Below are 23336 nucleotides of genomic sequence, written 5' to 3'. Positions count from 1 at the left end.
CATCGCCAATTTGGCCGAATTGGCCGCATCGTCAACGGTCTCCGTTGGACCGCGTTCCGTCACGAAGGATCAAGGAAGCGTCGAGGTCCAGGCTTGGCCGGATGCAGCCCTCTCGTATCCGTATTGATACAGCGCCCGCATATAGGCGGTATCAAATCCCTCCGAGGGCGGGGCGGGGTAGTCGCGCGCGATGTAGGAGAGATGAAAGCCCAATCGGTTGCGCTTGGCGAAATCGTAGGTCGAGAAGATGATCGAACGCGTCTGCGATTGCGTGATCGCCGAGAGGCTGCGCGAGGCAACGTCGATGGTGCCGTTGGCGACGAGTTCGAAGTTGCGTTCGATCTTCTTGTTGACAAGGATGTAAATGTCCATCCTCGCATTGCCGGGCAGGCGGCCGCTCTGGAACAGCAGGGCTTCCGGCAACGTCAGCACCGGCGCCGTCACGCCGCCGTCGACATGCATCTCCTGAAACTTGCGGCCTTGTCCTTCGGCATCGATCATGATGGGCGGAAACACCAGGGGAATGCTGGCCGAGGCCGCCATCACGTCTCGGAACAGCTTCAGCGCCTCCGGGCTTCCGACCGTCGCGATCTTGCCCATATCCCAGATCGCGGTGCGCTGGGTGTCCAGGTCGGTCGTCACCACCAGGAGCTTGCGCCCCTTGGCGTGCTCGCGCGCGACCTGCGCCATGATCTCCGGACCGACGTAGGCTGCGACCAACTCGCGCAGCCGCGTGTTGCCGAACAGGCCGGACCCGAACAGCACGCGCATGATGCTGGGATCGTCCAACAGGCTTTCCGCGATCCCGCTGGTGTAGACCTCCTTCAGCGTGTCGTCGTATTGCGGACCGAGAAATGCAAACGGAGCGATCAAGCCTCCGGTGCTGACTCCCGAGACGACCGAGAAGGTGGGGCGGGTTCCGGCCGCGGTCCAGCCTTTGAGCACGCCGACGCCGTAGGCGCCGTCGGCACCGCCACCGGAGAGTGCCAGATAGGACTTGGGCGCGGTGCGGGTGTCTTTCTCGAAGCTGAATTTCGTGACGGGATCGTCCGCGTAGCGCCGGAGACCATCGATATCGAGCACGCGCGACGTGCTGGCTTCAGCGGCCGTGTAGGGCGTGCGAGGCAGAGAGGTGCAGGCGCCGAGCCCCAGGCTGCAAGTCAGCACCAGCAGGCCGACGCCTCTATGTCTGATCCGGTCACGCGAGGAGACCGGTTCGTCGTTCGAAGATGAAGGGTGGGACATTGTCGTTGGCTGGCGACCACGCATCTACCGCCGTCAGCAAATCGCCGCGGCATATCGACCAGCCCCCGGGGAAAAACTATACTGTATCGTTTTGTTTTACAAGGGCGACGGGGCACTGATCTTGCGCTGATGGCTGTCCCGGTCTGAAGCACAAGGGGGGCCCGAGCATGGCTTTCGCGGTTGATCGGCTTCCTCCGACACGCAATAAGCACCGCCATGAATCCCGACAATGACCTTCCCAATCACTTTGAGTTGCTCGCCACCGATGGCGCCGCGCGCACCGGGCGCCTGACCACGCCTCATGGCATGGTACGGACGCCTGCCTTCATGCCGGTCGGCACCGCCGGCGCCATGAAAGGCATGCACTGGCGCGAGGTCCGCGATGCCGGCGCCGATATCGTGCTCGGCAACACGTACCACTTGATGCTGCGTCCGAGCGCCGAGCGGATCGCCGCGCTCGGCGGCCTGCAGCGATTCACCGGCTGGAACGGGCCGATGCTGACGGATTCAGGTGGCTTCCAGGTGATGTCGCTCGCGGATCTGCGCAAGGTCAGCGAGCACGCCGTCACTTTCCGCTCGCACATCGACGGCGCCAAGGTGGAGCTCTCGCCGGAGCGCTCGATCGAGGTGCAGCGTTTGCTCGGCTCCGATATCGCCATGCAGATGGACGAATGCGTGCGGCTGCCGGCCGAGCCGGCCGACATCGAGCGGGCGATGCAATTGTCGCTGCGCTGGGCCGAGCGCAGCAAGCGCGCCTTCGAGAGCGCTCCCGACGGCTACATGCTGTTTGGCATCGTGCAGGGCGGCGATGTGCCTCAGCTCCGTCATGCAAGTGCCGAGGGCCTCGTTGCGATCGGCTTCCACGGCTATGCAATCGGCGGCCTTGCGGTCGGCGAGCCGCAGGCGGTTATGCTGGCAATGATCGACGAGACCGCGCCGCTGCTGCCAGCAGAGCGCCCGCGCTATCTGATGGGTGTCGGCACGCCCGACGATATCCTCGAAGCCGTGAAGCGCGGCATCGACATGTTCGATTGCGTGATGCCGACGCGCAATGGCCGGCACGGCGTCGCCTTCACGCGCTTCGGCCAGGTGAATTTGCGCAACGCGCGCCACGCCGACGATCCACGTCCGCTGGACGAGGCGAGCTCGTGGCCTGCGGCACGCAACTACGCGCGGGCCTATCTGCATCATCTCGTCAAGGCAGGTGAGACGCTGGGGGCGATGCTGCTGTCCGAGATCAACATCGCTTACTACCAGTTCCTGATGCAGGGCATCAGGGACGCGATTGCGCAGCGAAAGTTCGATGAATTCTATCAGCGTACGCGCGAGGACTGGGCGAGGGGCGACATCGCCCCGCGCTAGCTCAGTTGCAGATGAAGCTTTGCTTCAGAGCGTGCTTGGTCACGAAGCCATAACCACAATTGTCGCAGGTCCAGAGATAGCTGATCACGTGGTCAGAGACGTAGGCTGATGCTTCGGCGGCGACCATGGTGTCGGCGCAGACGGGACAGGTCGGCAGCTCGCTGCAACGCGGATCGCGGTTCAGTGCGACGGTCGACATCACTTCAGCAATTGCTGACATCGTGGTGACCTCCCTACTTTAAGACATAAGTCTAACATAAGCAGAAGCGGTTGACGAGGTCGCAACACAAATGCGGTGGTTTTCTGATCTTTGTTGCTCACGCGATTTTGCGATGCAGCGTACTTAACATGTGCCGGATTGTCGCTTGCTTGTCGCCGTAAGCTGTCTGTAACTGCGCAAATGGTCGCGACAGAAATTCAGATCGTCGCCATAGGGAGTTCATTATGGACACATCGTCCACCACGGGTGCAACGCACCAACCCGGCCGCGGCCGGATCTATGACTCGGTCGTCGAGGCCTTCGGCAATACGCCCACCGTGCGTTTGCGCCGGCTGCCCGGCATGCGCGGCGTCAACGCGACCATTTTGGCAAAACTCGAATATTTCAATCCTGCCGCAAGCGTGAAGGACCGCATCGGCGCGGCCATGATCATCGCGATGGAGAAGGCGGGCATCGTCAAGCCCGACACTGTGCTGATCGAGCCGACCTCGGGCAATACCGGCATTGCGCTCGCATTCGTGGCGGCCTCCCGCGGCTACAGGCTCAAGCTGGTGATGCCGGAGTCGATGTCGATCGAGCGACGCAAGATGCTGGCTTTTCTTGGCGCCGAACTGGTGCTGACGCCGGCGGCGCAAGGCATGAAGGGTGCGATCGCCGCCGCCGAGGAGCTGGTGAAGACGACGCCGAACGCCGTGATGCCGCAGCAGTTCAAGAACCTCGCCAATCCCGATGTGCACCGGCGTACCACGGCGGAGGAGATCTGGAACGACACCGGCGGCAACATCGACTTCTTCGTGGCCGGCGTTGGCACCGGCGGTACCATCACCGGCGTCGGTCAGGTGCTGAAGCCGCGCAAGCCGGGCTTGCGTGTGGTCGCGGTCGAGCCGGAGGAGAGCCCGGTCCTGTCGGGTGGACAGCATACCCCCCACAAGATCCAGGGCATCGGCGCCGGCTTCGTCCCTGACATCCTTGATCGCGCGGTGATCGACGAGATCGTGAAGATCAACTCCACGACGGCGATCGAAACCTCGCGCGCGCTGGCGCGTCAGGAGGGCATTCCCGGCGGCATATCTTCGGGCGCGGCGATCGCGGCGGCCCTGGAGATCGGCAAGCGACCGGAGGCTACGGGAAAGACCATCCTGGCGATCGTGCCGTCCTTCTCCGAGCGCTATCTGTCGACGGCTCTGTTTGAAGGAGTTTAGCAGATGGCAGATCAACCGAGGCGACCGCGTACGCTTGGCGATGCCAGGAGCGAAGCGGAGGCCGCGTTCAAGAAGGTGACCGCAAAGGTGGCCGCCGCGCCACCCAGGCAAATCGCCGTTCCCGGGATCAAGGAGCAGGTCACGCTGCGCATCGATCAGGACGTGCTGGAGTTCTTCCAAGAGGGCGGGCCGGGCTGGCAGGACCGCATCAACGAGGCGCTGCGAAAGGCGGCGGGGAAGTAGGCAGCGTCGTGATTGCGCGCGCAGCGAAACAATCCAGATGTCTCCACGGGACAGCCTGGATTTGCTTCATCGCAAGGGCTCCTTGCGATGACGGAGCATGCGGCGACATCGTCTTACAAAGAAAAAGCCCGGCATGAGCCGGGCTTTGTTTTGAGAGTGGCTGGCGCCTCAGCGGCGGAACATGCCGCCCATCATGCCGCCGACGACACCGCCAACGAAGGCCGCGCCGGCTGCATCGCCGGGATTGCTGCGGTGAGGAGCCGGTGCCGGCGCGCTGCTCGGAGGCGGCGCGCTGGCGCGCCGGGCAGGCTTCTGACTGGTGTCGCTCGCCGTCGCGGGCGCAGCCACGATCTCCGAAAGCAGGGCCTTGTGCTGGTGCTTGTTGAGGTAGCCGGACGATGGATAGCCACGCGCGGCCTGCCAGCGCCTGAGTACCGCGCGGGTCTCTTCGCTGAACACACCGGTCTGCTTGGTATCGAAGCCGAGGCTGGTGAGCCGGCGCTGCACGTCGCGTCGCTGGGTCTTGTTGAGTCCGATCTGGTCCTCGGTGAGCTGGGTGGCCTCGTCCGTGAAGGTTGCGGGATCGACGCCCGCGTTGAGAGTGCGGGTCGCGGTCGAGGTGCCGCTCTTGATTGCTGCGAGGCGTGCCAGCGCCAGCGCCTTGAACTGGCCATTCGGATAGGCCGAGAGATAGGCGTTGAGCTCCTCCGGCTTGTTGGACTCCTTCACCGAGCGCCAGTATTCGAGCTCCACGCCATCCGAGCTGCTGCTGGCCGCCGGCACGATGCCGGAAGCGGTCGGCGCTGCGTTGGCGACCTGGGTCGTCGGAGCCTGATTGAGATAAACGGAGCCGGTCAGATTGGTGTGGCCCCAGGGCAACTGGCTCTTGCGGGTCTCTTCATTGACTTGGGCGCGCACCGAGGTCATCGCCTGCTGGATCTCGACGCCGGGCTTGGTGATGTTGTCGATCAGCGCGCGGGTGAACGGGCTGTTGTTGCCCTCCTGGCCGTCGAGCGCGGTCTGGCCGGGACCGGTGGCGAACGCGATCAGCGTGCCTTCACCGGACTTCATCTCGGCGAGACCGCTCTGCACGTTGACGCTGCGGGTGGCGGCATTCGATTTGATCTTGGCGGCGAAGGGATTGTCGCGGCAGGCGTCGAGGAAGACCAGCTTGACCTTGGCATCGCCCATGGTTTGCTCGAGCGTCAGGTCGATGTTGATGGCAGCTCCCAGCTTGACGTCCATCTCCGATTTGATGTCGGCATCGACGGGCAGCAGGTAGTTGGTACCGCTGACGGCGATGCCGTGGCCGGCATAGTAGAACAGCGCGATGTCGGAGCCCTGCGCCTTGCGGCCGAAGTCGAGCAGCTTTTCGGTCATTTGGTCGCGGCTGAGATTGGAGCCTTCGATCACCTCGAAGCCGACATTGCGCAGCGTGGCCGCCATCGCTTTGGCGTCGATCGGCGGGTTCGGCAGTTGCGCGACGTTCTTGTAGGAGCCGTTGCCGACGACGAAGGCGACACGGCGGTCGGCCTTGGCAGCACTGATCGACAGTGCCATGCACATCAGCGAAGCGAGGAGGGTGAGATAGCGCATTCTGAAATCCCCAGAATCGAATTGCAGGCAGCAACAGACTGGCAACGAACCTACACGAAGTGCCCGACTTCGCGCCACCAAAACGGCCGCCCGTTGGGTTCAACCCGCTGCTGTGTGGCCAATGTGCACGATGGAGTGCCTCTCCAACGTGATCCAAATCACACGGTCACTTAGTTTTGTCGCTCGGGGGCGGCGCGAGGTTCACTGCGCGCGAGCGGGGACCGGCGAAGTGGGCTTCAAATTCAGGAGATTGCCACCGAGGATCAGCGCCGCCCCCAGCACGGTCCAGGCATCGAGCCGCTCGGAATACAGCAGCCAGCCGGCAGCCGCGGTCAATGGAACCCGCAGGAAGTCCATGGGGACGACGATCGTTGCGTCGGCATAGCGCATGGCGCTGGCGAGACAATAGTGTGAAAATGTACCGCAGACGGCAATCACGCCGAGCCAGGCCCAGACGTAGGTCGATGGCCAGGTCCAGACGAACAGCGTCGGAACGAAGCCTGCGGCGGACTGCACCACCAGCATCCAGAAGAGGATCGAGAGCGCACTTTCAGTGCGGGTCAGCGATTTGACGAGGGCCATGGAGATGCCAAAACCCATGGCTGCTCCAAGCGCGATGAGCTGACCCGGATTGACCTCGCCAGTGGCGGGCCGGACGATGACGATCACCCCAACCAGTCCGAGCACGATGGCGGCGATCTTCCAGGGCGTCATGCGCTCGGATAGGAAGCTTGCGGCAAGGATGGCCGTCCAGATCGGCATTGTGAACTCGATCGCGACCACCTGACCGATCGGGATCAGCGTCAGCGCAAAGAACCAGCCGAGCTGGGCAAAATAGTGCACCAGATTGCGCCCGATGTGTTGCGGCAGGCGCGATGTCTTGACCGTCTTCAAGCCGCCCGCGCGGTAGATGATGGGGGCGAGTAGCACGAAGCCGATCAGCGACCTCACCTCCATGATCTGAAAAACATTCAGCTCGCGCGTGGTCTCGCGCCCGGCAACCGCCATGACCAGCATCAGCGAGAGCCAGCCGGCCATCCACAGTGCAGCCATCGTTTTGGACGGTGTCGTGCTCATGAGGGGTCGGATGCCGGAGGATGGAAAGCCGAAAAGGACGGCCGGTATCGGCGACATTGCCGATGTTTGCAACGGTCAAATCTGCGGATGCAGCGATGCAGGGCTCGTGCTAGGCATCTACTGGATAACGAGAATATCGGGAGACCTTCGCTCATGCATATCTTGCAGCCGGCCGAATGGAAAAAACCGCGTGGCTTTTCCCATGGCATTGTGGTCGACGGACCCGGGCGCTGGGTGGTTCTGGCCGGCCAAACCGGCGGCGACGAGTCCGGCAATTACGCGCCCGACATGGCCGCGCAGGTCGCGACTGCGCTGAAGCGGATCATCAACCTACTCGACGAGGCCGGGGCCGGCCCTGAGCACATCGTTCGCCTGACCTGGTACCTGACGAGCCGCAGCGAGTACGAGGCGGCCGGTGCTGGCATTGGTGCCGCCTGGAAGGAAACGCTCGGACGTAATTTTCCACCGTCGACGCTGCTCTACATCCCTGGGCTCGTGGACGAGCGGGCCAAGGTTGAAATCGAGGTCACGGCGTTCGTGCCGGACGCATAAAAAAGACCCGGCGAAGCCGCCGGGTCGGTTTTCAAACGCGCGGCTCGCCTCAGCGCGACATCGAGATGTTGGCGCCGCGGAATTGACTGTCAGCGTGTATATTGACGGTCTGCTTGTTGCCGCTCGTCTTCAGCGCGATGTTGGCGTTGAAACCGGCGGCAGACGCGACCAACTCGAAGTTTCCGCCGCTGCCACGACCCTGGAGAGTGCCAGAGATGTTGCGGCTGGCCTCGCTCCAGCTGCCCGAAATGGCACGGCCAGCAGACTGAACGTTGGCGGCGAAGGCCAACTTATAGGCGTCGCTGGCGCACGTCAGGGTCAGTTCCATGGTGGGACCGATGGGTGCGTATTTGGCCCGGCAACGAATGCGTTCCGTCGACCCGTCCTCCAGGCTGACCGTGCCGGCGCCACTCCAGCTTCCCGCCATCGGCGCGAATGGACCGGATTGCGCCTTGCTCTCGGAGCTGACGGCTGTGGCCGCAAGCAAAACGGCAGCCGCGATCAGCAGCCGCCGGTTCCGAGCGGGAGCCTCCGCTGTTCTATAGGCGCGATGCTTCCCAGCGCCCGCTGCACGGTATGCCTGCTGATGCTCCATTCCACTTCCCCGATCCGGCGTTGCCGTTGAGTTGACCGTTGGCATATGCACCATTGATCGAAACCTTCACAAGTCCCCCACTGCCGATGGTGCCGGAAACGTTAGCGCCAGGCGCGGTGATTTTGCCGCCAGCTACTGTCAGCATGGAGCTGGCGGTCGGCTCGCACGAGCCGGTCTTGGTCACGATGGTGACCTGCCAATTGCCATCATAGGGGCTCTGGGCAAGAGCGGGGGCGGCGAGGGTGCCGGCGAAAACTGAGGCGGCGCAGAACGCCGCGATGCGACCAAAACGCATGAATCGTCCTTGAATGTCTCTGAGATGCTGACGGTTTATTCGGACGAAATGTGACGGAAATTTGATGCGACGCCAAACCGAAAATTATTCGTTTCGGGACAATGGTTTATTTGCGTTTTCGGCTCCAATTTCCAAAGTGAAATCAAGGCCCCTTCACGTTAAAGGTAAACATCAAGGAGCCTCAGGAGAGGCTCGGTGCGGATGTCGCGAACTGCTCGTCCTGGACTTTGGCTGGCAGCGCCTTGTGGACCTTGGCGTAGTCGATCACATCGGCCAGCAGCTTGAGCCCGAGCGGCGCCAGCGCGCGCTCCCAGAGTTCGCGTGCGGTCTCGCCCTTTTTGACGAAGCACCAGTCCTGGGCGGCGATCGCGCCGGCGTCCATGCGGTCGGCGAGATGGTATATCGTGCCGCCGGCGATCGGATCGCCCTCCTTGATGGTCCATTCAACGGCGGCCTTGCCGCGATGGCGTGGCAGCAGCGAGGGGTGATAGCCGATCCCGCCGAGCTTGGCCGCGGCCAGCGCGTCCTTGCCGATCCGGGCGTGGCTATGTGCGGTGACGATCAGATCGGTGTCCGGGGCAATCTCGGAGGCCACCACCAGCTTCGGATTGGCTTGCACCACGACGTCGATCCCGGCAGCTTTGGCGGTCGCGGCGAGGCGATCCTCGGCATCGGCAACCACGACCCGGATGACCGAGACGCCGTGCTCCCGGAGCATGTTCAGGGTGGTCACGCCGAAATGGCGGGAGCCGACGAGGGTAATTCGCATGGGTATCCGATCCGTCTCGCAACTGCGTCATCCCCCGATAACACGTCCGCACGCCCTGTCACCACCCGTGGAGCGTTTGCGCAGGTTATCAACAATGCGCCGGGTCGCCGGCTGCGCACATCGGACGAGGAGCCGCCGGCGCTCCATCGCGCCTGTTACTGCTACGGCGCCGATCGCGGCTTGTCGCGTGTCTTCGCATCACCGTCTGGCGTTGCCGCGCCGCCACGGCCCGCGGGCAAGCGGCCGCTGAGCGGTTCCTGTGTTTGGTTCTTGACAGAGCGGTCTCCGATCGGCTGATAACGTGCGCCGAGCGGGGCTGGCGACACTTCGACCGCATCCGTTTTCGAACCCGGCTTGGCCGCTCGCATGATCGCCGGCGGCCTTTTCATGCCGCGCATCACGAAGTCATCCAATGGTAACGCGATCTCAACCAGCTTGGTGTATCGACGAATCCGTCGCGGATTTGTATTGCGTACCGCGACATCGAAATGGCCGGCGGGGCGGGCGCGCCATCGAGCCTTTTCGCCGGGACAGATTTAATGCCGAGCGCAATCGAGCAGATCGTCGACGCGTATGTGCGTCTGAAGAACCGCGGCGGCCTCGATGAGCTGATGATGCACAGGCAGCGACTCGCGGTCGATCTCAAGAGCAGGTCTGGTTATGACTTCAGCCTGCCGATCGGTCAGATCGACGAGGAGATCGCTATCATCGAGGCGGGGCTCAGGCGTCTGAAAGCAGAAAATTCTACGGCGGTCTAGCACGGTCGCGAGCCGCCTCGTGCGCGGAATTCGAGGCCCACGCTTCGTCGGAGTCCAAGTCGCGTTCATGCACGGTTCAGGCCGACCCTGTCTTAATTGCGAAGTCCATGCCGCTGCCTCTATCGCTCAGTCGCGCCGGCCGCCGTCAATGACTGTGAAAAGCGGCCGCGCCGGCGTCGGCTCGACCAGCAGCTCGTCCACCAGTGCGGTTGCCGCATCAACGTATTTGCGTGTCGGCTTGTCGAGAGGACGCTTGGCCTCGTCGTCGAGCGCCACTTTTGCGGCCTCGACCAGCTTGCGCATGCGCGCCGCATGGTCGTCGCCCGCCGTCAACGTCGCGCGCGCCAGCGAGCGCAGCACGAACAGCTCGCCCTCGAGGCGGAGCAGACGGTCATTGAGCCTGGTCAGGACGGCGTTGAGGTCGGCCATGCGGTTCGTCGCGGAGGATCTTCCTGATCTAGCGGCGATCGGTGAACGGAATCCAAATAGCGCCGGTGCAATTCGGCCGATCCCGCGACGCCGCGGGCAGTTACCACTCCACGTCCGCCCAACGCCTCCCGAACACAGGCGGCCTCGTTTTCACTGCTTGCCAGCCAAAGAAATGATGCTTGCCGGACCAAGCGTGCACAACGCTGTTACAGATGCCGCATTTGAAACTGCCGGTGTGAGCTTCGCTGTGCTCCTCTCTTGTCGCGGTGTAGTTCATGCCGCAACCCGCGCAGGTGAACTCTTCGATCTTCCAGATGCTGTTGGCCATTGCACCGACTGCGTTTCTGATCTCGATGCACCGTAGGCAGCAGCGTTTGCAGCGGCGTAAACCGGCGCGGGGGAATCCGGTTAACGGGCGTTAGCCAAGGCGAGTGGAAGACCGGGCATTTCGGAATGCGGAGTGGCCCGACATGGTCCTGGTCCTGGACGTCAGTTCCAGTCATCTTGACGGCGGTTGCGTTGCTGGCAATAACGGCCAGGCTGCGCCGGAAGTCGCGTTCATGCCGCAAGGAAAGCTGTGCCCGTGAAAAGTCTCCGTCAGCTCCTGACGGGAGAGGACGTCATCCAGCTCGTGATCCGGCTCGGCCTGCTTGCCTTGCTGATCATCTGGACTTTCCTGATTATCCGCCCGTTCGTGCCGATCCTGGCCTGGAGCGGCGTGCTCGCGGTCGCGTTCTATCCGGCGTTCAGCTGGGTTGCCAAGATCCTCGGCGGCCGGCCCAAGACCGCGGCAGCGATCCTGACCCTGATTACGCTCGGCATCGTCATCGGTCCAGCGACCTGGCTCGGCATCAGCGCGGTGGACGGCGTGCGAGAGCTGGCGCACCAGCTCGGCACCGGCGACCTCGCGCTTCAGTCGGCGCCGGAACAGCTCAAGTCGTGGCCGCTCGTCGGCCCCTGGCTCTACGAACTCTGGGACCAAGCCTACAACAACGTTCGGGCGGTGGTGCGCGAGGTGGCGCCGTATCTTCAGCCGCTGGCTGGCCCGCTGCTCTCGCTCGCAGGCGATGCCGGCGTCGGAACGCTCCAGTTTCTCGTCTCCGTGTTCGTAGCCGGCTTTCTCTTTCCGCATGGGCCGAGGCTGGTCGCGGCCGGCCGCGGCTTTCTGTTTCGTATCGTGCCCGAGCAGACCGAGCATTTCCTGGGGCTGGCGGGCGCGACCATCCGCGCCGTGGCGCAGGGCGTGATCGGCGTCGCGATCGTGCAGGCGCTGCTCGCCGGCATCGGCTTCAAGCTCGCCGAGGTGCCTAGCGCAGGGCTTCTAGCGTTCATCGTGCTGCTGCTCTCGATCGTACAGATCGGGGCCTTTCTCGTCCTGCTGCCGGTCATCATCTGGATATGGACCGCCAAGGACGTCACTACGGCGCTGCTCCTTACCGTGTTTCTCGTCCTTGTCGGCTTCATCGACACCATGTTGAAGCCGCTTGTCATGGGACGCGGCCTGACCACCCCGACCATCGTGATCTTCGTCGGCGTGATCGGCGGCACGTTGGCCCACGGCATCGTCGGACTGTTCATCGGACCGATCATCCTGTCGGTGGCCTGGGAGATGATGATGGCCTGGATCAGGACGGAGGACCGGGCGGAGGCGGGGGAGCGCTGATCGCGCCTCGACGGCTTGTCTGCCGATCTTGCCGGGCTGGACCGATGGCTCGCCGTCTGCGATCGAAGCGTGCCGCGAACTTGTCTATTCGACTAGACAAGTTACGATTGAGCCGATTCTCTTTCGATGACGGCAGCAATGGCGAAGTCTTCCAAGCTGGTTGCCGCCAAGCGCGGCAAGGTATTGTTGGTCAGACGGCGGTCGGACGGCCTTTGGATGTTTCCGGGCGGCCGCAAGCGTGCGCGCGAGTCGGACAAGGACTGCCTGCGGCGGGAGATCAAGGAGGAACTGCCCAAGCTGAAGCTCGGCAGGATCAGCCTCTGGAAGGAAGTGAAGGCGAGGAACAAGGTCTCTGGTCGCAAGATGAGCGACGCGATCTTCATTGCCAAGGCCGCCAAGGGCAGGCTGTTGATCGGCGACAAGAAGGAGCTCGACCGCGCCGCCTGGCAGAAGCCCCGTGGCATCCGCCTGACGCCGACATCGCGCTACATCCGCGACCGGCTGTTTCCGAGGAAGCAGCGGCGAAGCTGAGCTAGTCCTCCCGCTCCGCCGATCGCGTCCGCCCGGCGAATCTCCTCGATTGCGGCGCTTGCCGTTCGGGTGCAGCGAGCCTTGCGGCCTCGAGCTCGCGCATCTCCTTGCGGACCTGGCGCGCGGAGCGCATCGCGCGCTTGATGAAAGCGTGCTGGGAGTCTTCGGCGAAGAACAGCACCACCTCGCAGCTCGGACATTGCCTGGAATAGCCGTCCTGCAACCGCCCGGCGCGGTCGCGAAACACGTTCTTGCACCGCGTGCACTGAATCTGGACCGAACTCATGCGCGGACGACAATGACTTTTTAAATGGATCGTCAGCTGATCCCAAATATCTGAAGAAAGCTTGAATGCGTTCGTTGCTGGAGTTTGCAGAGCGCACGCGGCCGAGCGTCCTCGGCGGGCGCGCCTGTTTGCGGAAGAGCCCGTTGGAACACCCGACCGCTATTGCTTGGCCGCCATCGTCTCCAGGCAACGGTTGAGAAAAGCGGTGCGATCCCTCGGCAGCACCTTCTCGAGATCTGCCTTGAGCGCGCATTCACGCTGGCGCAATTGCTCGGCCCGGCGCTTCTCCGCTGCCTCGCGGTATTCGGGGGCAACCTTGTTGGGATCGACCAGCGTCTGGGCGTGGGCAGGGGCCATCGCGAGCAGCGCGATGATGCTGATGAAAATGAACGACTTCAAATTTTCCTCCATCAAAGCGACCATCCTAGCGCGCGGCGTATGCGCGCTCAAATGGGGATGAGGTACCCTGTTCCGGCAGGAGGTGTGTGAGCCAGTTCACAAGCGCGCAGCGAGATCGCTGCTATCGAGATGACATTGCTTGACCAGTTCATTTCGAACGAAACGCCCCAGCGTGGCTCCAAGCGCTGGGGTTTTTTCATGGCCATATGCAAGGCGTCGCCCATCGCCGCGCCGCATGCATCGCGAGATGCAGAGATTGCCCGCGTCGGTTCCGTCTTCGAGGCTGAACAACGGCCAGCTTGTAAGGGATCGCGGCGCCGCCTTGAACGTTGCCAACGAGGGGTGCGTTCGCAGGGCAAATCCCATATGCATGGCGGCGAGTTGCCGATTCGACAGAGAGGGCGGCTCGCATTCTGTTGGCGACGGGTTAAGATTAGAGACGGGTTCAAGTGAGGCTTTCCAAGAAGGCGCGGGTGGCCAAGAAGGCGCCGAAGAAGAGCAAAGGATCGCAGCGCGCCACGATCTCGTCTTCGTCGCCGCTCGGCATGATGGCTCTCCATCTGCTTGCACAATGGAAGCAGTCCGGACGCAGTGGCATCGTGTTTCTCGCCGAGAGCGAGAACCGGGCGGAGCGGCTTGGCAGCGTCATTCACGCGCTCGACCCGTCGTGCGAGGTGCTGGTGTTTCCGCGATTGAACACGTTGCCGTTCGATCAGCTGGAGCCGTCCCACGAGCTGGCAGGGCGCAGAGCCTCCGTGCTGAGGCGCCTCGCGAAATCCAAGAAGCCGCTGTTTCTCGTTTCGACGGCCGAAGCCGTGATGGAGCGCCTGCCGCCGCCGGCGAGCCTGGCGCGCCTGAGCCTCAGCTTGAAGGTGGGCGGTGCGTTCTCGGAGGAGGACCTAGAGGCGCGCCTGCAATCCCTCGGATACGATCTGGACGATGAGCCGGACTATCCGGGCGGGGCGCTGTTCCATGGCCAGACCTTCGAGATATTTCCCGCCGGTGCGCTGGGGCCGTTCCGGATCGAGCATTCGGATCGTGCGATCGAGCGGATCGTGGCATTCGACCCGAAGGAGCACAGGATCATCTTCGAGACCAAGGAGCTGCTCGTCGATCCCATGTCGGAGCGGCTTGGCCTCTCCGGCAAAGGCAGCAAACGCGCCAGCCTGTTCGACTATTGCGGTGGCGCCAAATGGATCGGCGATGCAGGCGTCCCCTCGCATGCAGACAGATGGCTGGATACGATCGAGGAGGCCGCGCCCCGCGCGGAGCGCGAGCGCGAATATCTCGGACGGCGCGACTGGAAGCAGCTCTCCAAGGGCATGAAGGTGCTGCCGCGGACGGCGTCGTTTCAGGCCGTCCCGGAGTTCTCCAAGCTGACATCGTCGAGGAAGGCGCTGCGTGGCTTCGTCGAGGAGAGACGCCGGGCCGGATCGCGATTGATCCTGGCCGCCGCGCACGAGGACGATCTGCGCGTGATGGAGCGGATGGGCGGCGTCAAGGCGGAGCGCTGCGATGATTGGGAGGAGGCGGCGTGCGGGCGGGGCGGGGCGGCTGCGCTGCTGGCCGATCTCGATGCCGGCTTCGTCGCGCCGGGGAAGAAGCCTCTGGTCGTGGTGACGGCGTCCGACGTGCTCGGCAGCCGCGCCCATCATCCGCAACCCATGGCGCGCGCCTGGAGCGCGGCCTTCGATCATGCCGACGTACCCGAGCAGGGCACCGTGGTCGTCCACCTCCAGCGCGGCCTTGCCGTGCTCGACGGCCTGCAGACGGTCAACACCGGCGGCGGCGCGATGCGCGAGATGATCCGCCTGAAGTTCGCCGGCGACAACGCGGTTCTGGTGCCGCCGGCCGATCTCGCCTTGATGTGGCCCTATGCGGCGGAGCTCGGCAAGCTTTCGCTCGACAAGGCGGACGGCAGCACATGGTGGGCACGCCGCGGCGAGGCCGAGCGCGAGATCCAGGCTGCCGGCAAGGTGCTGGCCAAGCACATCAGCCAGCGCCGCCGGCGGCGCGGCGAAAAGCTGGTGCCGCCGGGATCGGCCTATGAGAAGTTCGTCGCGCGTTTTCCCTATTTCACCACGAGCGATCAGGCCAAGGCGATCGACGATGTGCTGGACGATCTTGCATCCGGTCATCCCATGGACCGGGTGGTCTGCGGCGACGTCGGGTTTGGCAAGACGGAGGTCGCGCTGCGCGCTGCGGCCGCCGCGGTGCTGTCGGGCAAGCAGGTGGCCATCGCGGTGCCGACCACGGTGCTCGCACGCCAGCACGTCGCAACGTTCCAGAAGCGCTTCGCGCCGTTCGGGATCGAGGTGGGCAACCTGTCGCGGGCGACATCCGGCGCGGAATTGCGCGAGACCCGGGAGGGACTTCGCAGCGGCCGGATCAAGGTCGTGATCGGCACGCAGGCGCTCACCGGCAAGGACGTAAGGTTCGACGATCTCGGCCTCGTCATCATCGACGAGGAGCAGCATTTCGGCGCGGCCGAGAAGGCAAAGCTCGCAGGCCTCGCCAAGAACGTCCATGTGCTGATGATGAGCGCCACGCCGATCCCGCGCACGCTGGCCGCGGGCCTTGCCGGCTTCCGCGACCTCAGCGTGATCGCCTCGCCGCCGGTGCACAGGCTTCCGGTGGCGACCAGGATCGCGCCGCTGTCGGATGCCGCCATCGCCTCCGCGTTGCTGCGCGAACAGCGGCGCCACGGCCAGAGCTTCCTGATCTGTCCGCGCATCCAGGACCTCGAACCGATGCTGGCGCGGGTGCAGGCGGTGGCGCCGGATCTGCGTATCGTCTGTCTGCATGGCAAGCTGCCGGCGGACGAGATCGACGACCGCATGATGAGCTTCGTCGAGGGTGGAGCAGACGTCCTGCTCGCGACCAACATCGTCGAGAGCGGCCTCGACATTCCCCGTGCCAACACCATCGTGGTGTGCTGGCCGGAGAAGTTCGGGCTTGCCCAGCTGCATCAGCTGCGCGGACGCGTCGGCCGCAGCGGCATCCGCGCCTTCGCCCATCTCTTGACCGAGACGGAGTCCGGACAATCCGAGAAGCGGCTCGCCGTGCTCGAAGAGTTCAGCCGGCCGGGCGCCGGCTTTGCCATCAGCGAGCGCGACCTCGACCTCAGAGGTGCCGGCGATCTGTTCTCCGAGCAGCAATCAGGCCACGTCCAGGTGTTCGGGCCCGTGCTCTACAGCCATCTCCTCAGGATGGCCTCGGAGAAGGCCGGCGAGGCGCAGGCCGCGCTGTGGGTGCCCGATCTCAACCTCCCGGTCGGAGACATGCTGCCCGAGAGTTACGTGCAGTCCGAGCCGGTGCGGCTCGAACTCTATGCGCGCGCCGCTAGGTGCAACGATGAGGACGACCTTGAAGACCTCGAGGAGGAAACCGCCCGCCGCTTCGGACCTTTGCCGAAGGTCGCCCGCGACTTCTTCGCCGCGGCGAAGCTCAGGATCGCGTGCAAGCGCAGGGGCATCATCCGTCTCGACGTCGGTCCTGAGGCGGCGGCCGCGACGTTCCTGCCGGGGCGCCTGCGCAAGTCGCGCGGCAAGTCGCTGCAGCGCGACGGCGACCGCGTGATCCATCACAGCCCGATGGGCGACGCGCCGTTTGAACGGGTCGAAGAGCTGTTCGAGCTGCTGGACGAAGGGTAGGGCGCGGCCTCGATCCTCGCGATGCAGTGGAACTCGCGAGTGGTCTGCGGGAACCCGGAGCACGTGTAAATTGCGCGGATCTCGAAGCGACTTGGTAACGCCTGCTGCGTAGCTTGCCGTTCGATCAACGGAAGCGAACGATGCAATCGTACATCTCAAAGGGGGCGAGCTTGTGCCTGGTGTCCCTGTTGCTGGCGCCTCTCGCCTCAACGGCAGCTGCGCAGGAGAGCCCGCCGGACTACGCGCGATACCGCGAAGGCCTGTTCCTGCGTTACCTCAATGCCGACGAGGGCGACCTGCGCGAGGTGCCGCGGATCGGACTGTCCTTCGGTGAGCGGCCGATCCGGGCGGTGCTGGATTCCGGCTCGACGGGCATCGTGGTTGCCGCGAGCTTCATTCCCAATTTCGACCGGCTCGCTTCGCTTGGCGAAGGCAAGCTCACCTATTCGAGTTCCGGCCGCGTCATGCTCGGACAATGGGTCGTCACGCCGGTCGCCCTGGTCGGCATCGATGGTGCGGCGGTGCAGACCGAGCCGATGCCGGTGCTCGCGGTGACGCGTGTCGATTGCCTGCAGCACGCCCGCGACTGCACGCCGTCGGATGCGCCGCACGGCATCGCCATGGTCGGCATCGGTTATGGACGCGAGGGCGACCTGCAGAGCCAGAGCACGCCGGAGAAGAACCCGCTGTTGCGCGTGACCGGCGGTCACGGCGAACGGCGCCGCGGCTACGTGCTGACGGCGCACGGCGTTCATGTCGGCCTCACCGGCGCGAATACACGAGGGCCGTTCTCGTTCACGAAGCTGTCGCGGCAGCCGGACCGGCCGGACTGGTCGGCGACGCCTGCCTGCATTTCGTTGAACGGCCGGACCCCGCCGGCCTGCGGCACCATGCTGGTCGACACCGGCGTGTCCGTCATGTTCATGACCGTTCCGGCCGAGCAGGCGGGCGGCGCGACCGCGTCGCTCAACACCGGCACCAGCGTGTCCATCCGCGTGGGAACGGCGGAGAAGTCCACCGAGCTTTACCGCTTCGCCGTCGACGGCGGCTCGGCGCTGGCGCCGGATCGCATTCACCTGCGGGTGTCGCCCGACCGGACCTTCGTCAACACCAGCTTCCATCTGCTGAACGGCTTCGACGTCCTCTACGACGCCGACGGCGGCTATGCGGGCTTCCGCCGGCGCGAGGCCGGCGCATCGCGATAAGCTTTCCCATTGGAGTACCCGAGATGAAGAGACCGAACGTCGTGGCGAGCGGAGCCGTGGTCCTGGCCGCATTGATCACGCTTTCCACCTGTCCAGCCCGTGCGGCGGGCCAGCTGGTCAATTCCTGGCGGACGCCGGACGGCTGGCTCACCGAGATGCGCGTGCATCCGAACGGCGCCAGGGTCTGCTCGACCGGGAAGGCGGTGCAGGCTCCCCGTCCGTTCGGGCTGAGCATCGTCCGGAGCGGAACGGAGAACGTGCTGCTGGTGGTGGATGAGGCACAGCCGCCGACCAGCGCGGGCGACATGTCGTTCGTTCAGGCCGGGAAGACCGTGGGCACGCTGCGCACGCAGGTTGCGGGACCCGCCTTCGCCTCGGCCGATCCCTTCAGCAGCCAGACGCCCGACCTCATCGCAAAGCTGACCACGGCCGCGCTGACCATCGATGTGGCCGGACGGCAATATCAGACGGACATGGCGGGCCTGCCCGACGCATTGGCCCAGCTCGCCAAGTGCGAGGCCGAGCCGAAATGAGCTAGGCGGGGAGTCCCTGCAAAGACGGGCGAAACGCAAAACCCGAAAACAACCCCATGCACAGTAGCCAGGTGCTTGCCGCAGGAGCGCTTCTGCGGCAGGTCTCGCCTCGGCCGAAAATTCCCCCTTTGACCCGTCAGGCAAAACAGTGGCATCCTGCCATCTTCGGAAAATCCGCTGCGACGAATGCCGCTGCCGCGGACCGAAGTGATCGCACGCGAGCGCGGTACGGAGGAACCCGTAGTCGGACGGATCGGCAAGCCCGTCCGCCGGCCGCGCCGCTAACGTGGAATTAATCCAGAAAGCCGACAATTTTAGGCAGTTGCGTATGGGTGCTGCGTAAGCGGAGCGTCGTGATGGCGTTCCAGGGGCGGCTTCCTGTTGCTCGCTCCATGGGGGTCAGTGCCAATGAGCGCCTCACTAGAAACGCCAAGCTTCGCCGAAGAGCTCGACGCCGTCGCGCTGGCAGCCGCCGCATCGGCTCACGAACCTGCAGTCACCGATAGTCCAGCACCGATCGAGCGGCCAAGCCGCAAGACGGTCCTGCTGCTGGCGGCGTGTGCCGTCGCCATCGCCATCAACGGCGCGGCGGCGGTCTATACGCTGCCCTCCGCCCTGCCTTCGTTCAGCATCGCAAGACTGGCTGAACTGCTTCCGCGCAAGGAAGCGCCGGCGCCCAAACCTGATCCCGTCGTCGCGACCTTGAAGGAGATCCAGTCCGCGCAGCAGCAGCACACCGCTTCGCTGCAGGAGAACAACCAGGCCCTGCAGCAGAACGCAGCGCTGCTGCAGCAGGACTCGCTGGTGCTGCTGTCGCTGCGGCAGAGCATCACCGAGGAACGGGTCGACGTGAGGAAGATATCGTCGCAGCTGTCCACGCTGATCGCGAAGGTCGACTCGCTTTCGCAGAATGTCTTGATGTCGGACGTCACGTCGTCCGTCCGGCGCGCCAATGCCCGCTACGGATTGTCCGCCGCGATGCGCAAGCGGATGGTGCGGCCGTCGAAGCCTTTGGGGCCGGTTTCGGTCGGAGGCGCGCCGCTGAGCGTACCGGCCGTGGTGGCGGTGCCGGAGAGCTGAAGGGCAGGACAAGCGGAGAGAGGCGCTAAGCCGCCTGCTCCTCGAACGAGGTGTGGACCCGGCCTGCGGGATCGACGACCTGAACGTCCCAGCACCCGTCCTCGACCAGCTCCCTGGCCTTCTTGAGCGCGGCGGGGAGCGAAGGCCGCTTGAGACTGACGACGCCTGCCGTGTCGAAACCCTTGATTTCAAACATGCCGCTCCTCCGGTTTTGGTGAAGCGTACACGTTTCTCGAGGGATGTCAGCGGGCTTTGTGAGCTTAGAGATTGGCGCAGCGTCGAGGGAGCGGCAATCGGCAGGGCTTCCGTCTGCGACCTCGATCCAGCGCGCGATTTCGCACGGCACGATGCGTAGTTCTTGCTGCCCGCGGGGAGATGCCACAGAAGCCGGTCGGCTCAAGGAAGCCGGGGAAGGCCAAAATGACAAAATGACAAGGCTCGCCGGTTCGCTGGCGGGCCTTTTCTTGAGCCCTATCCGTCTTGGTACGGAACGCCGTTGTCGTCGCAAATGCGAGCGAAGGCCGTTTTAGCCTTGTCATTGTCGAAACAGAAACGGGTGCCGATGGCGGCGCGATCGGTATACCAATTCACATCGTTTGCTTTTGCGATGCGCGCCGCTTCCCCGCGCAGCAGATCCAGCTGCCGGCCAGGGGGAGCGCGAACAATCAAGGAAGGTTCGGTTTTCATCCAGCGCTCCGTCTCAGGCAAAAGGCCGCAGCGAACGCTGCTGCGGCCTTCGGCCGGAGAAATATAAATTCGTGAAGTATGCTCCAGCCCCGGCGGCGCGAGACTAGAAAGAATTCGCGGTGTCGCAAATCATATCTGGGGCCGGCGTACGATAGCGGACCACCAAAGCGCAGCTGCTTCGATTGAAGCGGCCCCGGCTGAGGGCATTGGGGGGCTTCTAAAGGCCGGGGCCGCATGCCGGCTACGGGGACACCGGCGTGAAGATAATCGTATGCCGCTGCAGGCGTTCCTCATAATGACAGTGCGGTAGCGCACCCAATGACATTATCGCGATACCGCTGATGCTTTTGAAGCGTATATGAAGCAGAAGAAGTTTCCGCTTAGCGCAATTCCCAAAGACATCACTGACGTTCAAAGTCAGCTGCGCTTACGCAAGATGGTGTTCTCCAACAGCATAAAGTTTACGGCCCCGCCAGAAGCATTTAACGACATGGTGACGGTGGAGACGGTTGAGGGTAGAGCGAAAGACGGCACGCCACAGCAATGGACGCGAATTACGGTTCGCGATCACATTCGCGATCAATGATGACTGAGGAAGAGTTCCTAGCAAGATGGACAAGCGAACGCCCCATGTACGAAAAATGGGGCGAACACGTCGCTACGTGCATTTTGGATGATCTGGCTGCACGCGTTGCTCCCATCTCGACCGAACTGTTCGTGAAGCTTCCCATTAAGCCGCGCCTTAAGGCTGGCGGTTCGTTTATCACTAAGGCCTTTTACAATACCAAGCGCAAAATCCCGTATGCCAATCCTTATGAGGAAATTACGGACAAGGTAGGGCTCAGGCTGGTCGTGCTCCTACCGACGCAGATTTCAAAGGTAGAAGCTGCCCTCGAAAATTGTCCAGTGTGGGAATTTTCGAAAGATAGAGATTTCGAACAGGAGATCGCCGAAAAGCCTTACGTGTTTAACTATCAGTCCGTACACTACATCGTGCGAGCTAAAGCCGATGTAGATCTCAAAGGCACAATCGTACCAAAGGGCACACCCTGTGAGGTGCAGATTAGAACTTTGCTGCAGCATGCACACAGCGAACTAACACACGACACTATCTATAAACCCAGTGTCGAAAAGACTCCTGAAATGGAGAGGGCGGTCTCGAAGGCGATGGCCCTGATCGAGGCCACTAGCGACTACTTCGAGGACGTCGCGAGGCTAATTGAGCGCCTCGTAACGCCTAGCAGGCAGCTAAGCGAAGAACTCGCTTACATATATAAAGAGCGGACCGGAATATTTGCCGAACCTACTCGGGCCGAAGCTATGCTGCTTGAAGCATACGGGTCTGACGATCCTACGCTGCTGAAACATCTTAGGGATTTCTTGAACTTGAAGACCTTTGTGCCGGAGCGCGTCGCAGAACGTTCAAAAATTAAAATGCTCTTCCGGCAGCCGAGCATTTTGCTCGCGTACAAAGCTGTGTCTGAATCTCCAAGGCAGGCGGCCGGAAAGTGGCCGCTCACGCCCAACGAGATAGCTCCCATCTATGCCGATCTTGGAGTTGCAATGCCCCGTTAGTGGGCAAAGATGCTAGCCGTTTAGGATTTGCATGGATTGGAGGGTGTGAAGCCCCTCGGCAATTTCTGCGTTCTCCGAGTCTTGCTCTTTGATCCAGTCCATTACCTGAGCTAGTCCGGCTTGCTTCTTGGCCGATGGAACGTAATCGAAACCGAAAATGGATTTGAATGCATCAACAAACTTCGGATCGTCGCGGACGCCGTAAAACACCGGCCACTCCTGATAATCTTGAGCATCTACTTCGCCGCGGTCACCGATGCGGCCCATCAACTCTACGACATCGTCAACGCTTTCCTTCACGGCTGCGACGCAAACCTTGAACTCGTTTCCAGCCGCAGTCCAATCCTCGGCTGCGAGCACCTTAATCGCAGCAGCTTCGTTCTTTGCTAGTTTGTGCGCATTGGCTAGGTTCACGACGAACATGCGACGTCGCCTCTCACTTGAAACGTTACGGAGGTTCCTTGCAAATTCTAAAATTTTGATCGCGAGTTCATACTGCCCCCTCGCAATTAGTTCGTATCCAAGATCGCCGATAGCTCTATCCGCGCGCTCATTCTCATCAGGGGCGCTTTTCCGCCACACCACATGCAGAAGCATCGCCCCGAAATGAATGACGTGCTGCACGGAGGAATTATAATACCTTGATCCCGCATGGAGCTCGTCGCCAAGCGCCCGATCTTTTGCATCGGGAAATTTATTCCTGACGCTTGCCCTTAGGTAGGTGTCATTGACAATGCCGTTCGCATGCACGAACAGATTCCTACGCTCAAATAATTCTAGTAGGCGAGGCCAATCTTCGTACTTTGGTCTGAAGTCCTCCATGTCCGCTTTGGAGATAATCCAGCCTACTTGCTCGTCAAAGCTGTCGCGTTGAGTGCGATCTATCTCGTCATTGATCAGATGTTCTTTCAATTCCTCGATAGAGGAAAATCTAACGATCTCGTGGACGGGCAGGCTTTTCTCTCGACCAAAAATGCGCTCTGGGTTTCTCGCAGCGATTTCCTTCATGATCAGTCCGAGATGGTATTCCAGCGAAGCTACCAACCCCACAGTCAGCAAACGAGGTAGCGATCGGCTGGTCGTAGCTGCGGCTGACCTGCCCCTGAGTTTTCATCCAGAGGCAATTAGAGTCTCGGGGGTTTGTACGCCGATTGGCGCAGGTGGAGCAACGGGCGATCGGCGGAGCTGGTCGGGGTTGCGCAGCCGATCGCCCGTTGCGGTGAATGTGGCAGCATAGGCCGCCGGGGTGAGGTATTTCAGCGATGAGTGCGGGCGGTCGCCGTTGTAGTCGGCAACCCACGCCGCGATCTTTGCCCTGGCGTCGTCGAGGTCGAAGAACAGGGTCTCGTTGAGTAGTTCATCACGCATACGCCCGTTGAAG

Annotated in this window: 29 protein-coding genes; 13 read left to right on the top strand and 16 right to left on the bottom strand. The window is 62.9% G+C overall.

What is annotated here, in order from left to right; genetic code table 11:
- Positions 1–69: 69 nt before the first annotated feature.
- Positions 70–1245 (bottom strand): patatin-like phospholipase family protein, encoded by a 1176-nt coding sequence (locus K408_RS0132580; RefSeq protein ID WP_035698757.1) that lies wholly within the window; start codon positions 1243–1245, stop codon positions 70–72.
- A 216-nt stretch (positions 1246–1461) separates the two neighbouring features.
- Here K408_RS0132580 and tgt point away from each other — a divergent pair, with 216 nt between their 5' ends.
- Positions 1462–2607 carry a tRNA guanosine(34) transglycosylase Tgt gene (gene tgt, locus K408_RS0132575; protein WP_024342737.1) on the top strand — a complete coding sequence of 382 codons (1146 nt, stop codon included), beginning with the start codon at positions 1462–1464 and terminating at the stop codon, positions 2605–2607.
- Position 2608: 1 nt separating this feature from the next.
- On the opposite strand, the gene K408_RS0132570 is transcribed toward tgt, so the two are convergent.
- A complete protein-coding gene (locus tag K408_RS0132570; RefSeq protein ID WP_024342738.1) occupies positions 2609–2827 on the bottom strand; it encodes a hypothetical protein in 219 nt (72 codons plus the stop codon).
- 224 nt (positions 2828–3051) lie between these two features.
- Between K408_RS0132570 and cysK the strand changes: the two genes are divergently transcribed.
- Positions 3052–4029 carry a cysteine synthase A gene (gene cysK / locus K408_RS0132565; protein ID WP_024342739.1) on the top strand — a complete coding sequence of 326 codons (978 nt, stop codon included), beginning with the start codon at positions 3052–3054 and terminating at the stop codon, positions 4027–4029.
- A gap of 3 nt (positions 4030–4032) precedes the next feature.
- Positions 4033–4272 carry a BrnA antitoxin family protein gene (locus K408_RS0132560; RefSeq protein ID WP_024342740.1) on the top strand — a complete coding sequence of 80 codons (240 nt, stop codon included), beginning with the start codon at positions 4033–4035 and terminating at the stop codon, positions 4270–4272.
- Between the two features lie 168 nt (positions 4273–4440).
- Here the strand turns inward: K408_RS0132560 and K408_RS0132555 are convergent, their stop codons facing one another.
- On the bottom strand, positions 4441–5868 hold the full coding sequence (locus K408_RS0132555; protein WP_024342741.1) for a caspase family protein: 1428 nt from the start codon (positions 5866–5868) through the stop codon (positions 4441–4443).
- A 201-nt stretch (positions 5869–6069) separates the two neighbouring features.
- Complete coding sequence (locus K408_RS0132550) at positions 6070–6945, bottom strand: DMT family transporter (RefSeq protein WP_024342742.1); 876 nt, start codon at positions 6943–6945, stop codon at positions 6070–6072.
- A 153-nt stretch (positions 6946–7098) separates the two neighbouring features.
- On the opposite strand from K408_RS0132550, the gene K408_RS0132545 reads away from it, so the two are divergent.
- Positions 7099–7497, top strand: coding sequence for a RidA family protein (locus K408_RS0132545; protein WP_024342743.1), 399 nt, complete (start codon positions 7099–7101; stop codon positions 7495–7497).
- A gap of 49 nt (positions 7498–7546) precedes the next feature.
- Here K408_RS0132545 and K408_RS0132540 read toward each other — a convergent pair whose 3' ends face one another.
- The 4 genes from K408_RS0132540 to K408_RS0132530 all read right to left on the bottom strand — a co-directional run bounded on the left by K408_RS0132540 (position 7547) and on the right by K408_RS0132530 (position 9569).
- Positions 7547–8092, bottom strand: a complete 546-nt coding sequence (locus K408_RS0132540; RefSeq protein ID WP_024342744.1) for a hypothetical protein — start codon at positions 8090–8092, stop codon at positions 7547–7549.
- Positions 8037–8387 (bottom strand): hypothetical protein, encoded by a 351-nt coding sequence (locus K408_RS41505; RefSeq protein ID WP_080654976.1) that lies wholly within the window; start codon positions 8385–8387, stop codon positions 8037–8039. The genes K408_RS0132540 and K408_RS41505 overlap by 56 nt, the downstream gene beginning before the upstream one ends.
- A gap of 181 nt (positions 8388–8568) precedes the next feature.
- A complete protein-coding gene (locus tag K408_RS0132535; RefSeq protein ID WP_024342745.1) occupies positions 8569–9156 on the bottom strand; it encodes a formyltransferase family protein in 588 nt (195 codons plus the stop codon).
- 161 nt (positions 9157–9317) lie between these two features.
- The gene (locus K408_RS0132530) at positions 9318–9569 is read right to left on the bottom strand and encodes a hypothetical protein (protein WP_024342746.1); all 252 of its coding nucleotides are present in this window, start codon (positions 9567–9569) and stop codon (positions 9318–9320) included.
- Between the two features lie 126 nt (positions 9570–9695).
- Here K408_RS0132530 and K408_RS0132525 point away from each other — a divergent pair, with 126 nt between their 5' ends.
- Positions 9696–9914, top strand: a complete 219-nt coding sequence (locus tag K408_RS0132525) for a hypothetical protein (RefSeq protein ID WP_024342747.1) — start codon at positions 9696–9698, stop codon at positions 9912–9914.
- Between the two features lie 126 nt (positions 9915–10040).
- On the opposite strand, the gene K408_RS0132520 is transcribed toward K408_RS0132525, so the two are convergent.
- A complete protein-coding gene (locus K408_RS0132520; protein ID WP_024342748.1) occupies positions 10041–10343 on the bottom strand; it encodes a hypothetical protein in 303 nt (100 codons plus the stop codon).
- A 100-nt stretch (positions 10344–10443) separates the two neighbouring features.
- Entirely contained in the window at positions 10444–10671 is a 228-nt protein-coding gene (locus K408_RS0132515) for a hypothetical protein (protein ID WP_024342749.1), read from the bottom strand.
- 249 nt (positions 10672–10920) lie between these two features.
- Between K408_RS0132515 and K408_RS0132510 the strand changes: the two genes are divergently transcribed.
- Together K408_RS0132510 and K408_RS0132505 are read left to right on the top strand one after the other, a co-directional pair.
- Positions 10921–12006, top strand: coding sequence for an AI-2E family transporter (locus K408_RS0132510; protein WP_028146101.1), 1086 nt, complete (start codon positions 10921–10923; stop codon positions 12004–12006).
- 138 nt (positions 12007–12144) lie between these two features.
- Entirely contained in the window at positions 12145–12537 is a 393-nt protein-coding gene (locus K408_RS0132505; protein ID WP_024342751.1) for an NUDIX hydrolase, read from the top strand.
- Between the two features lies 1 nt (position 12538).
- Here K408_RS0132505 and K408_RS0132500 read toward each other — a convergent pair whose 3' ends face one another.
- Positions 12539–12784, bottom strand: a complete 246-nt coding sequence (locus K408_RS0132500; RefSeq protein ID WP_433994160.1) for a hypothetical protein — start codon at positions 12782–12784, stop codon at positions 12539–12541.
- Between the two features lie 198 nt (positions 12785–12982).
- Positions 12983–13222 (bottom strand): hypothetical protein, encoded by a 240-nt coding sequence (locus K408_RS0132495; protein WP_024342753.1) that lies wholly within the window; start codon positions 13220–13222, stop codon positions 12983–12985.
- 545 nt (positions 13223–13767) lie between these two features.
- Here K408_RS0132495 and K408_RS0132490 point away from each other — a divergent pair.
- From K408_RS0132490 to K408_RS0132470, 4 genes are all read left to right on the top strand, one after another.
- Positions 13768–16875, top strand: a complete 3108-nt coding sequence (locus tag K408_RS0132490) for a DEAD/DEAH box helicase (RefSeq protein WP_024342754.1) — start codon at positions 13768–13770, stop codon at positions 16873–16875.
- Positions 16876–17015: 140 nt separating this feature from the next.
- Positions 17016–18080, top strand: coding sequence for a hypothetical protein (locus K408_RS42985; RefSeq protein ID WP_196232435.1), 1065 nt, complete (start codon positions 17016–17018; stop codon positions 18078–18080).
- A gap of 23 nt (positions 18081–18103) precedes the next feature.
- Complete coding sequence (locus K408_RS0132480) at positions 18104–18613, top strand: hypothetical protein (RefSeq protein ID WP_024342756.1); 510 nt, start codon at positions 18104–18106, stop codon at positions 18611–18613.
- 408 nt (positions 18614–19021) lie between these two features.
- Entirely contained in the window at positions 19022–19693 is a 672-nt protein-coding gene (locus tag K408_RS0132470) for a hypothetical protein (protein WP_029674626.1), read from the top strand.
- 25 nt (positions 19694–19718) lie between these two features.
- Here the strand turns inward: K408_RS0132470 and K408_RS42980 are convergent, their stop codons facing one another.
- Entirely contained in the window at positions 19719–19889 is a 171-nt protein-coding gene (locus tag K408_RS42980) for a hypothetical protein (RefSeq protein ID WP_196232434.1), read from the bottom strand.
- Positions 19890–20164: 275 nt separating this feature from the next.
- Entirely contained in the window at positions 20165–20380 is a 216-nt protein-coding gene (locus K408_RS0132460) for a hypothetical protein (RefSeq protein WP_024342758.1), read from the bottom strand.
- 358 nt (positions 20381–20738) lie between these two features.
- Between K408_RS0132460 and K408_RS42390 the strand changes: the two genes are divergently transcribed.
- Positions 20739–20966 (top strand): hypothetical protein, encoded by a 228-nt coding sequence (locus K408_RS42390; RefSeq protein WP_024342759.1) that lies wholly within the window; start codon positions 20739–20741, stop codon positions 20964–20966.
- Complete coding sequence (locus tag K408_RS0132450) at positions 20966–21955, top strand: GTP pyrophosphokinase (RefSeq protein WP_196232433.1); 990 nt, start codon at positions 20966–20968, stop codon at positions 21953–21955. The genes K408_RS42390 and K408_RS0132450 overlap by 1 nt, the downstream gene beginning before the upstream one ends.
- Before the next feature lie 12 nt (positions 21956–21967).
- Here K408_RS0132450 and K408_RS0132445 read toward each other — a convergent pair whose 3' ends face one another.
- Complete coding sequence (locus tag K408_RS0132445) at positions 21968–22963, bottom strand: hypothetical protein (protein ID WP_035698755.1); 996 nt, start codon at positions 22961–22963, stop codon at positions 21968–21970.
- 102 nt (positions 22964–23065) lie between these two features.
- Positions 23066–23336, bottom strand: a 271-nt coding sequence (locus K408_RS0132440; RefSeq protein ID WP_155251400.1) for an integrase core domain-containing protein, incomplete at its 5' end; no start/stop codon positions are given.

This window comes from Bradyrhizobium sp. in8p8 (genome assembly GCF_000426845.1).
GTDB classification, from domain to species: domain Bacteria; phylum Pseudomonadota; class Alphaproteobacteria; order Rhizobiales; family Xanthobacteraceae; genus Bradyrhizobium; species Bradyrhizobium japonicum_C.
This window is presented reverse-complemented; position numbering and strand designations above follow the sequence as displayed.

Coding starts and splice junctions, on each gene's coding strand:
- K408_RS0132525 (WP_024342747.1), top strand. CDS start 9,696: ATGCCGAGCGCAATCGAGCAGATCGTCGACGCGTATGTGCGTCTGAAG.
- tgt (WP_024342737.1), top strand. CDS start 1,462: ATGAATCCCGACAATGACCTTCCCAATCACTTTGAGTTGCTCGCCACC.
- K408_RS0132480 (WP_024342756.1), top strand. CDS start 18,104: ATGAAGAGACCGAACGTCGTGGCGAGCGGAGCCGTGGTCCTGGCCGCA.
- K408_RS41505 (WP_080654976.1), bottom strand. CDS start 8,387: ATGCGTTTTGGTCGCATCGCGGCGTTCTGCGCCGCCTCAGTTTTCGCC.
- K408_RS0132560 (WP_024342740.1), top strand. CDS start 4,033: ATGGCAGATCAACCGAGGCGACCGCGTACGCTTGGCGATGCCAGGAGC.
- K408_RS42980 (WP_196232434.1), bottom strand. CDS start 19,889: ATGTTTGAAATCAAGGGTTTCGACACGGCAGGCGTCGTCAGTCTCAAG.
- K408_RS0132545 (WP_024342743.1), top strand. CDS start 7,099: ATGCATATCTTGCAGCCGGCCGAATGGAAAAAACCGCGTGGCTTTTCC.
- K408_RS0132570 (WP_024342738.1), bottom strand. CDS start 2,827: ATGTCAGCAATTGCTGAAGTGATGTCGACCGTCGCACTGAACCGCGAT.
- K408_RS0132540 (WP_024342744.1), bottom strand. CDS start 8,092: ATGGAGCATCAGCAGGCATACCGTGCAGCGGGCGCTGGGAAGCATCGC.
- K408_RS0132445 (WP_035698755.1), bottom strand. CDS start 22,963: ATGAAGGAAATCGCTGCGAGAAACCCAGAGCGCATTTTTGGTCGAGAG.
- K408_RS0132470 (WP_029674626.1), top strand. CDS start 19,022: ATGAGCGCCTCACTAGAAACGCCAAGCTTCGCCGAAGAGCTCGACGCC.
- K408_RS0132490 (WP_024342754.1), top strand. CDS start 13,768: ATGATGGCTCTCCATCTGCTTGCACAATGGAAGCAGTCCGGACGCAGT.
- K408_RS0132450 (WP_196232433.1), top strand. CDS start 20,966: ATGACTGAGGAAGAGTTCCTAGCAAGATGGACAAGCGAACGCCCCATG.
- K408_RS0132580 (WP_035698757.1), bottom strand. CDS start 1,245: ATGTCCCACCCTTCATCTTCGAACGACGAACCGGTCTCCTCGCGTGAC.
- K408_RS0132505 (WP_024342751.1), top strand. CDS start 12,145: ATGGCGAAGTCTTCCAAGCTGGTTGCCGCCAAGCGCGGCAAGGTATTG.
- K408_RS42390 (WP_024342759.1), top strand. CDS start 20,739: ATGAAGCAGAAGAAGTTTCCGCTTAGCGCAATTCCCAAAGACATCACT.
- cysK (WP_024342739.1), top strand. CDS start 3,052: ATGGACACATCGTCCACCACGGGTGCAACGCACCAACCCGGCCGCGGC.
- K408_RS0132515 (WP_024342749.1), bottom strand. CDS start 10,671: ATGGCCAACAGCATCTGGAAGATCGAAGAGTTCACCTGCGCGGGTTGC.
- K408_RS0132555 (WP_024342741.1), bottom strand. CDS start 5,868: ATGCGCTATCTCACCCTCCTCGCTTCGCTGATGTGCATGGCACTGTCG.
- K408_RS0132535 (WP_024342745.1), bottom strand. CDS start 9,156: ATGCGAATTACCCTCGTCGGCTCCCGCCATTTCGGCGTGACCACCCTG.
- K408_RS42985 (WP_196232435.1), top strand. CDS start 17,016: ATGCAATCGTACATCTCAAAGGGGGCGAGCTTGTGCCTGGTGTCCCTG.
- K408_RS0132550 (WP_024342742.1), bottom strand. CDS start 6,945: ATGAGCACGACACCGTCCAAAACGATGGCTGCACTGTGGATGGCCGGC.
- K408_RS0132520 (WP_024342748.1), bottom strand. CDS start 10,343: ATGGCCGACCTCAACGCCGTCCTGACCAGGCTCAATGACCGTCTGCTC.
- K408_RS0132460 (WP_024342758.1), bottom strand. CDS start 20,380: ATGAAAACCGAACCTTCCTTGATTGTTCGCGCTCCCCCTGGCCGGCAG.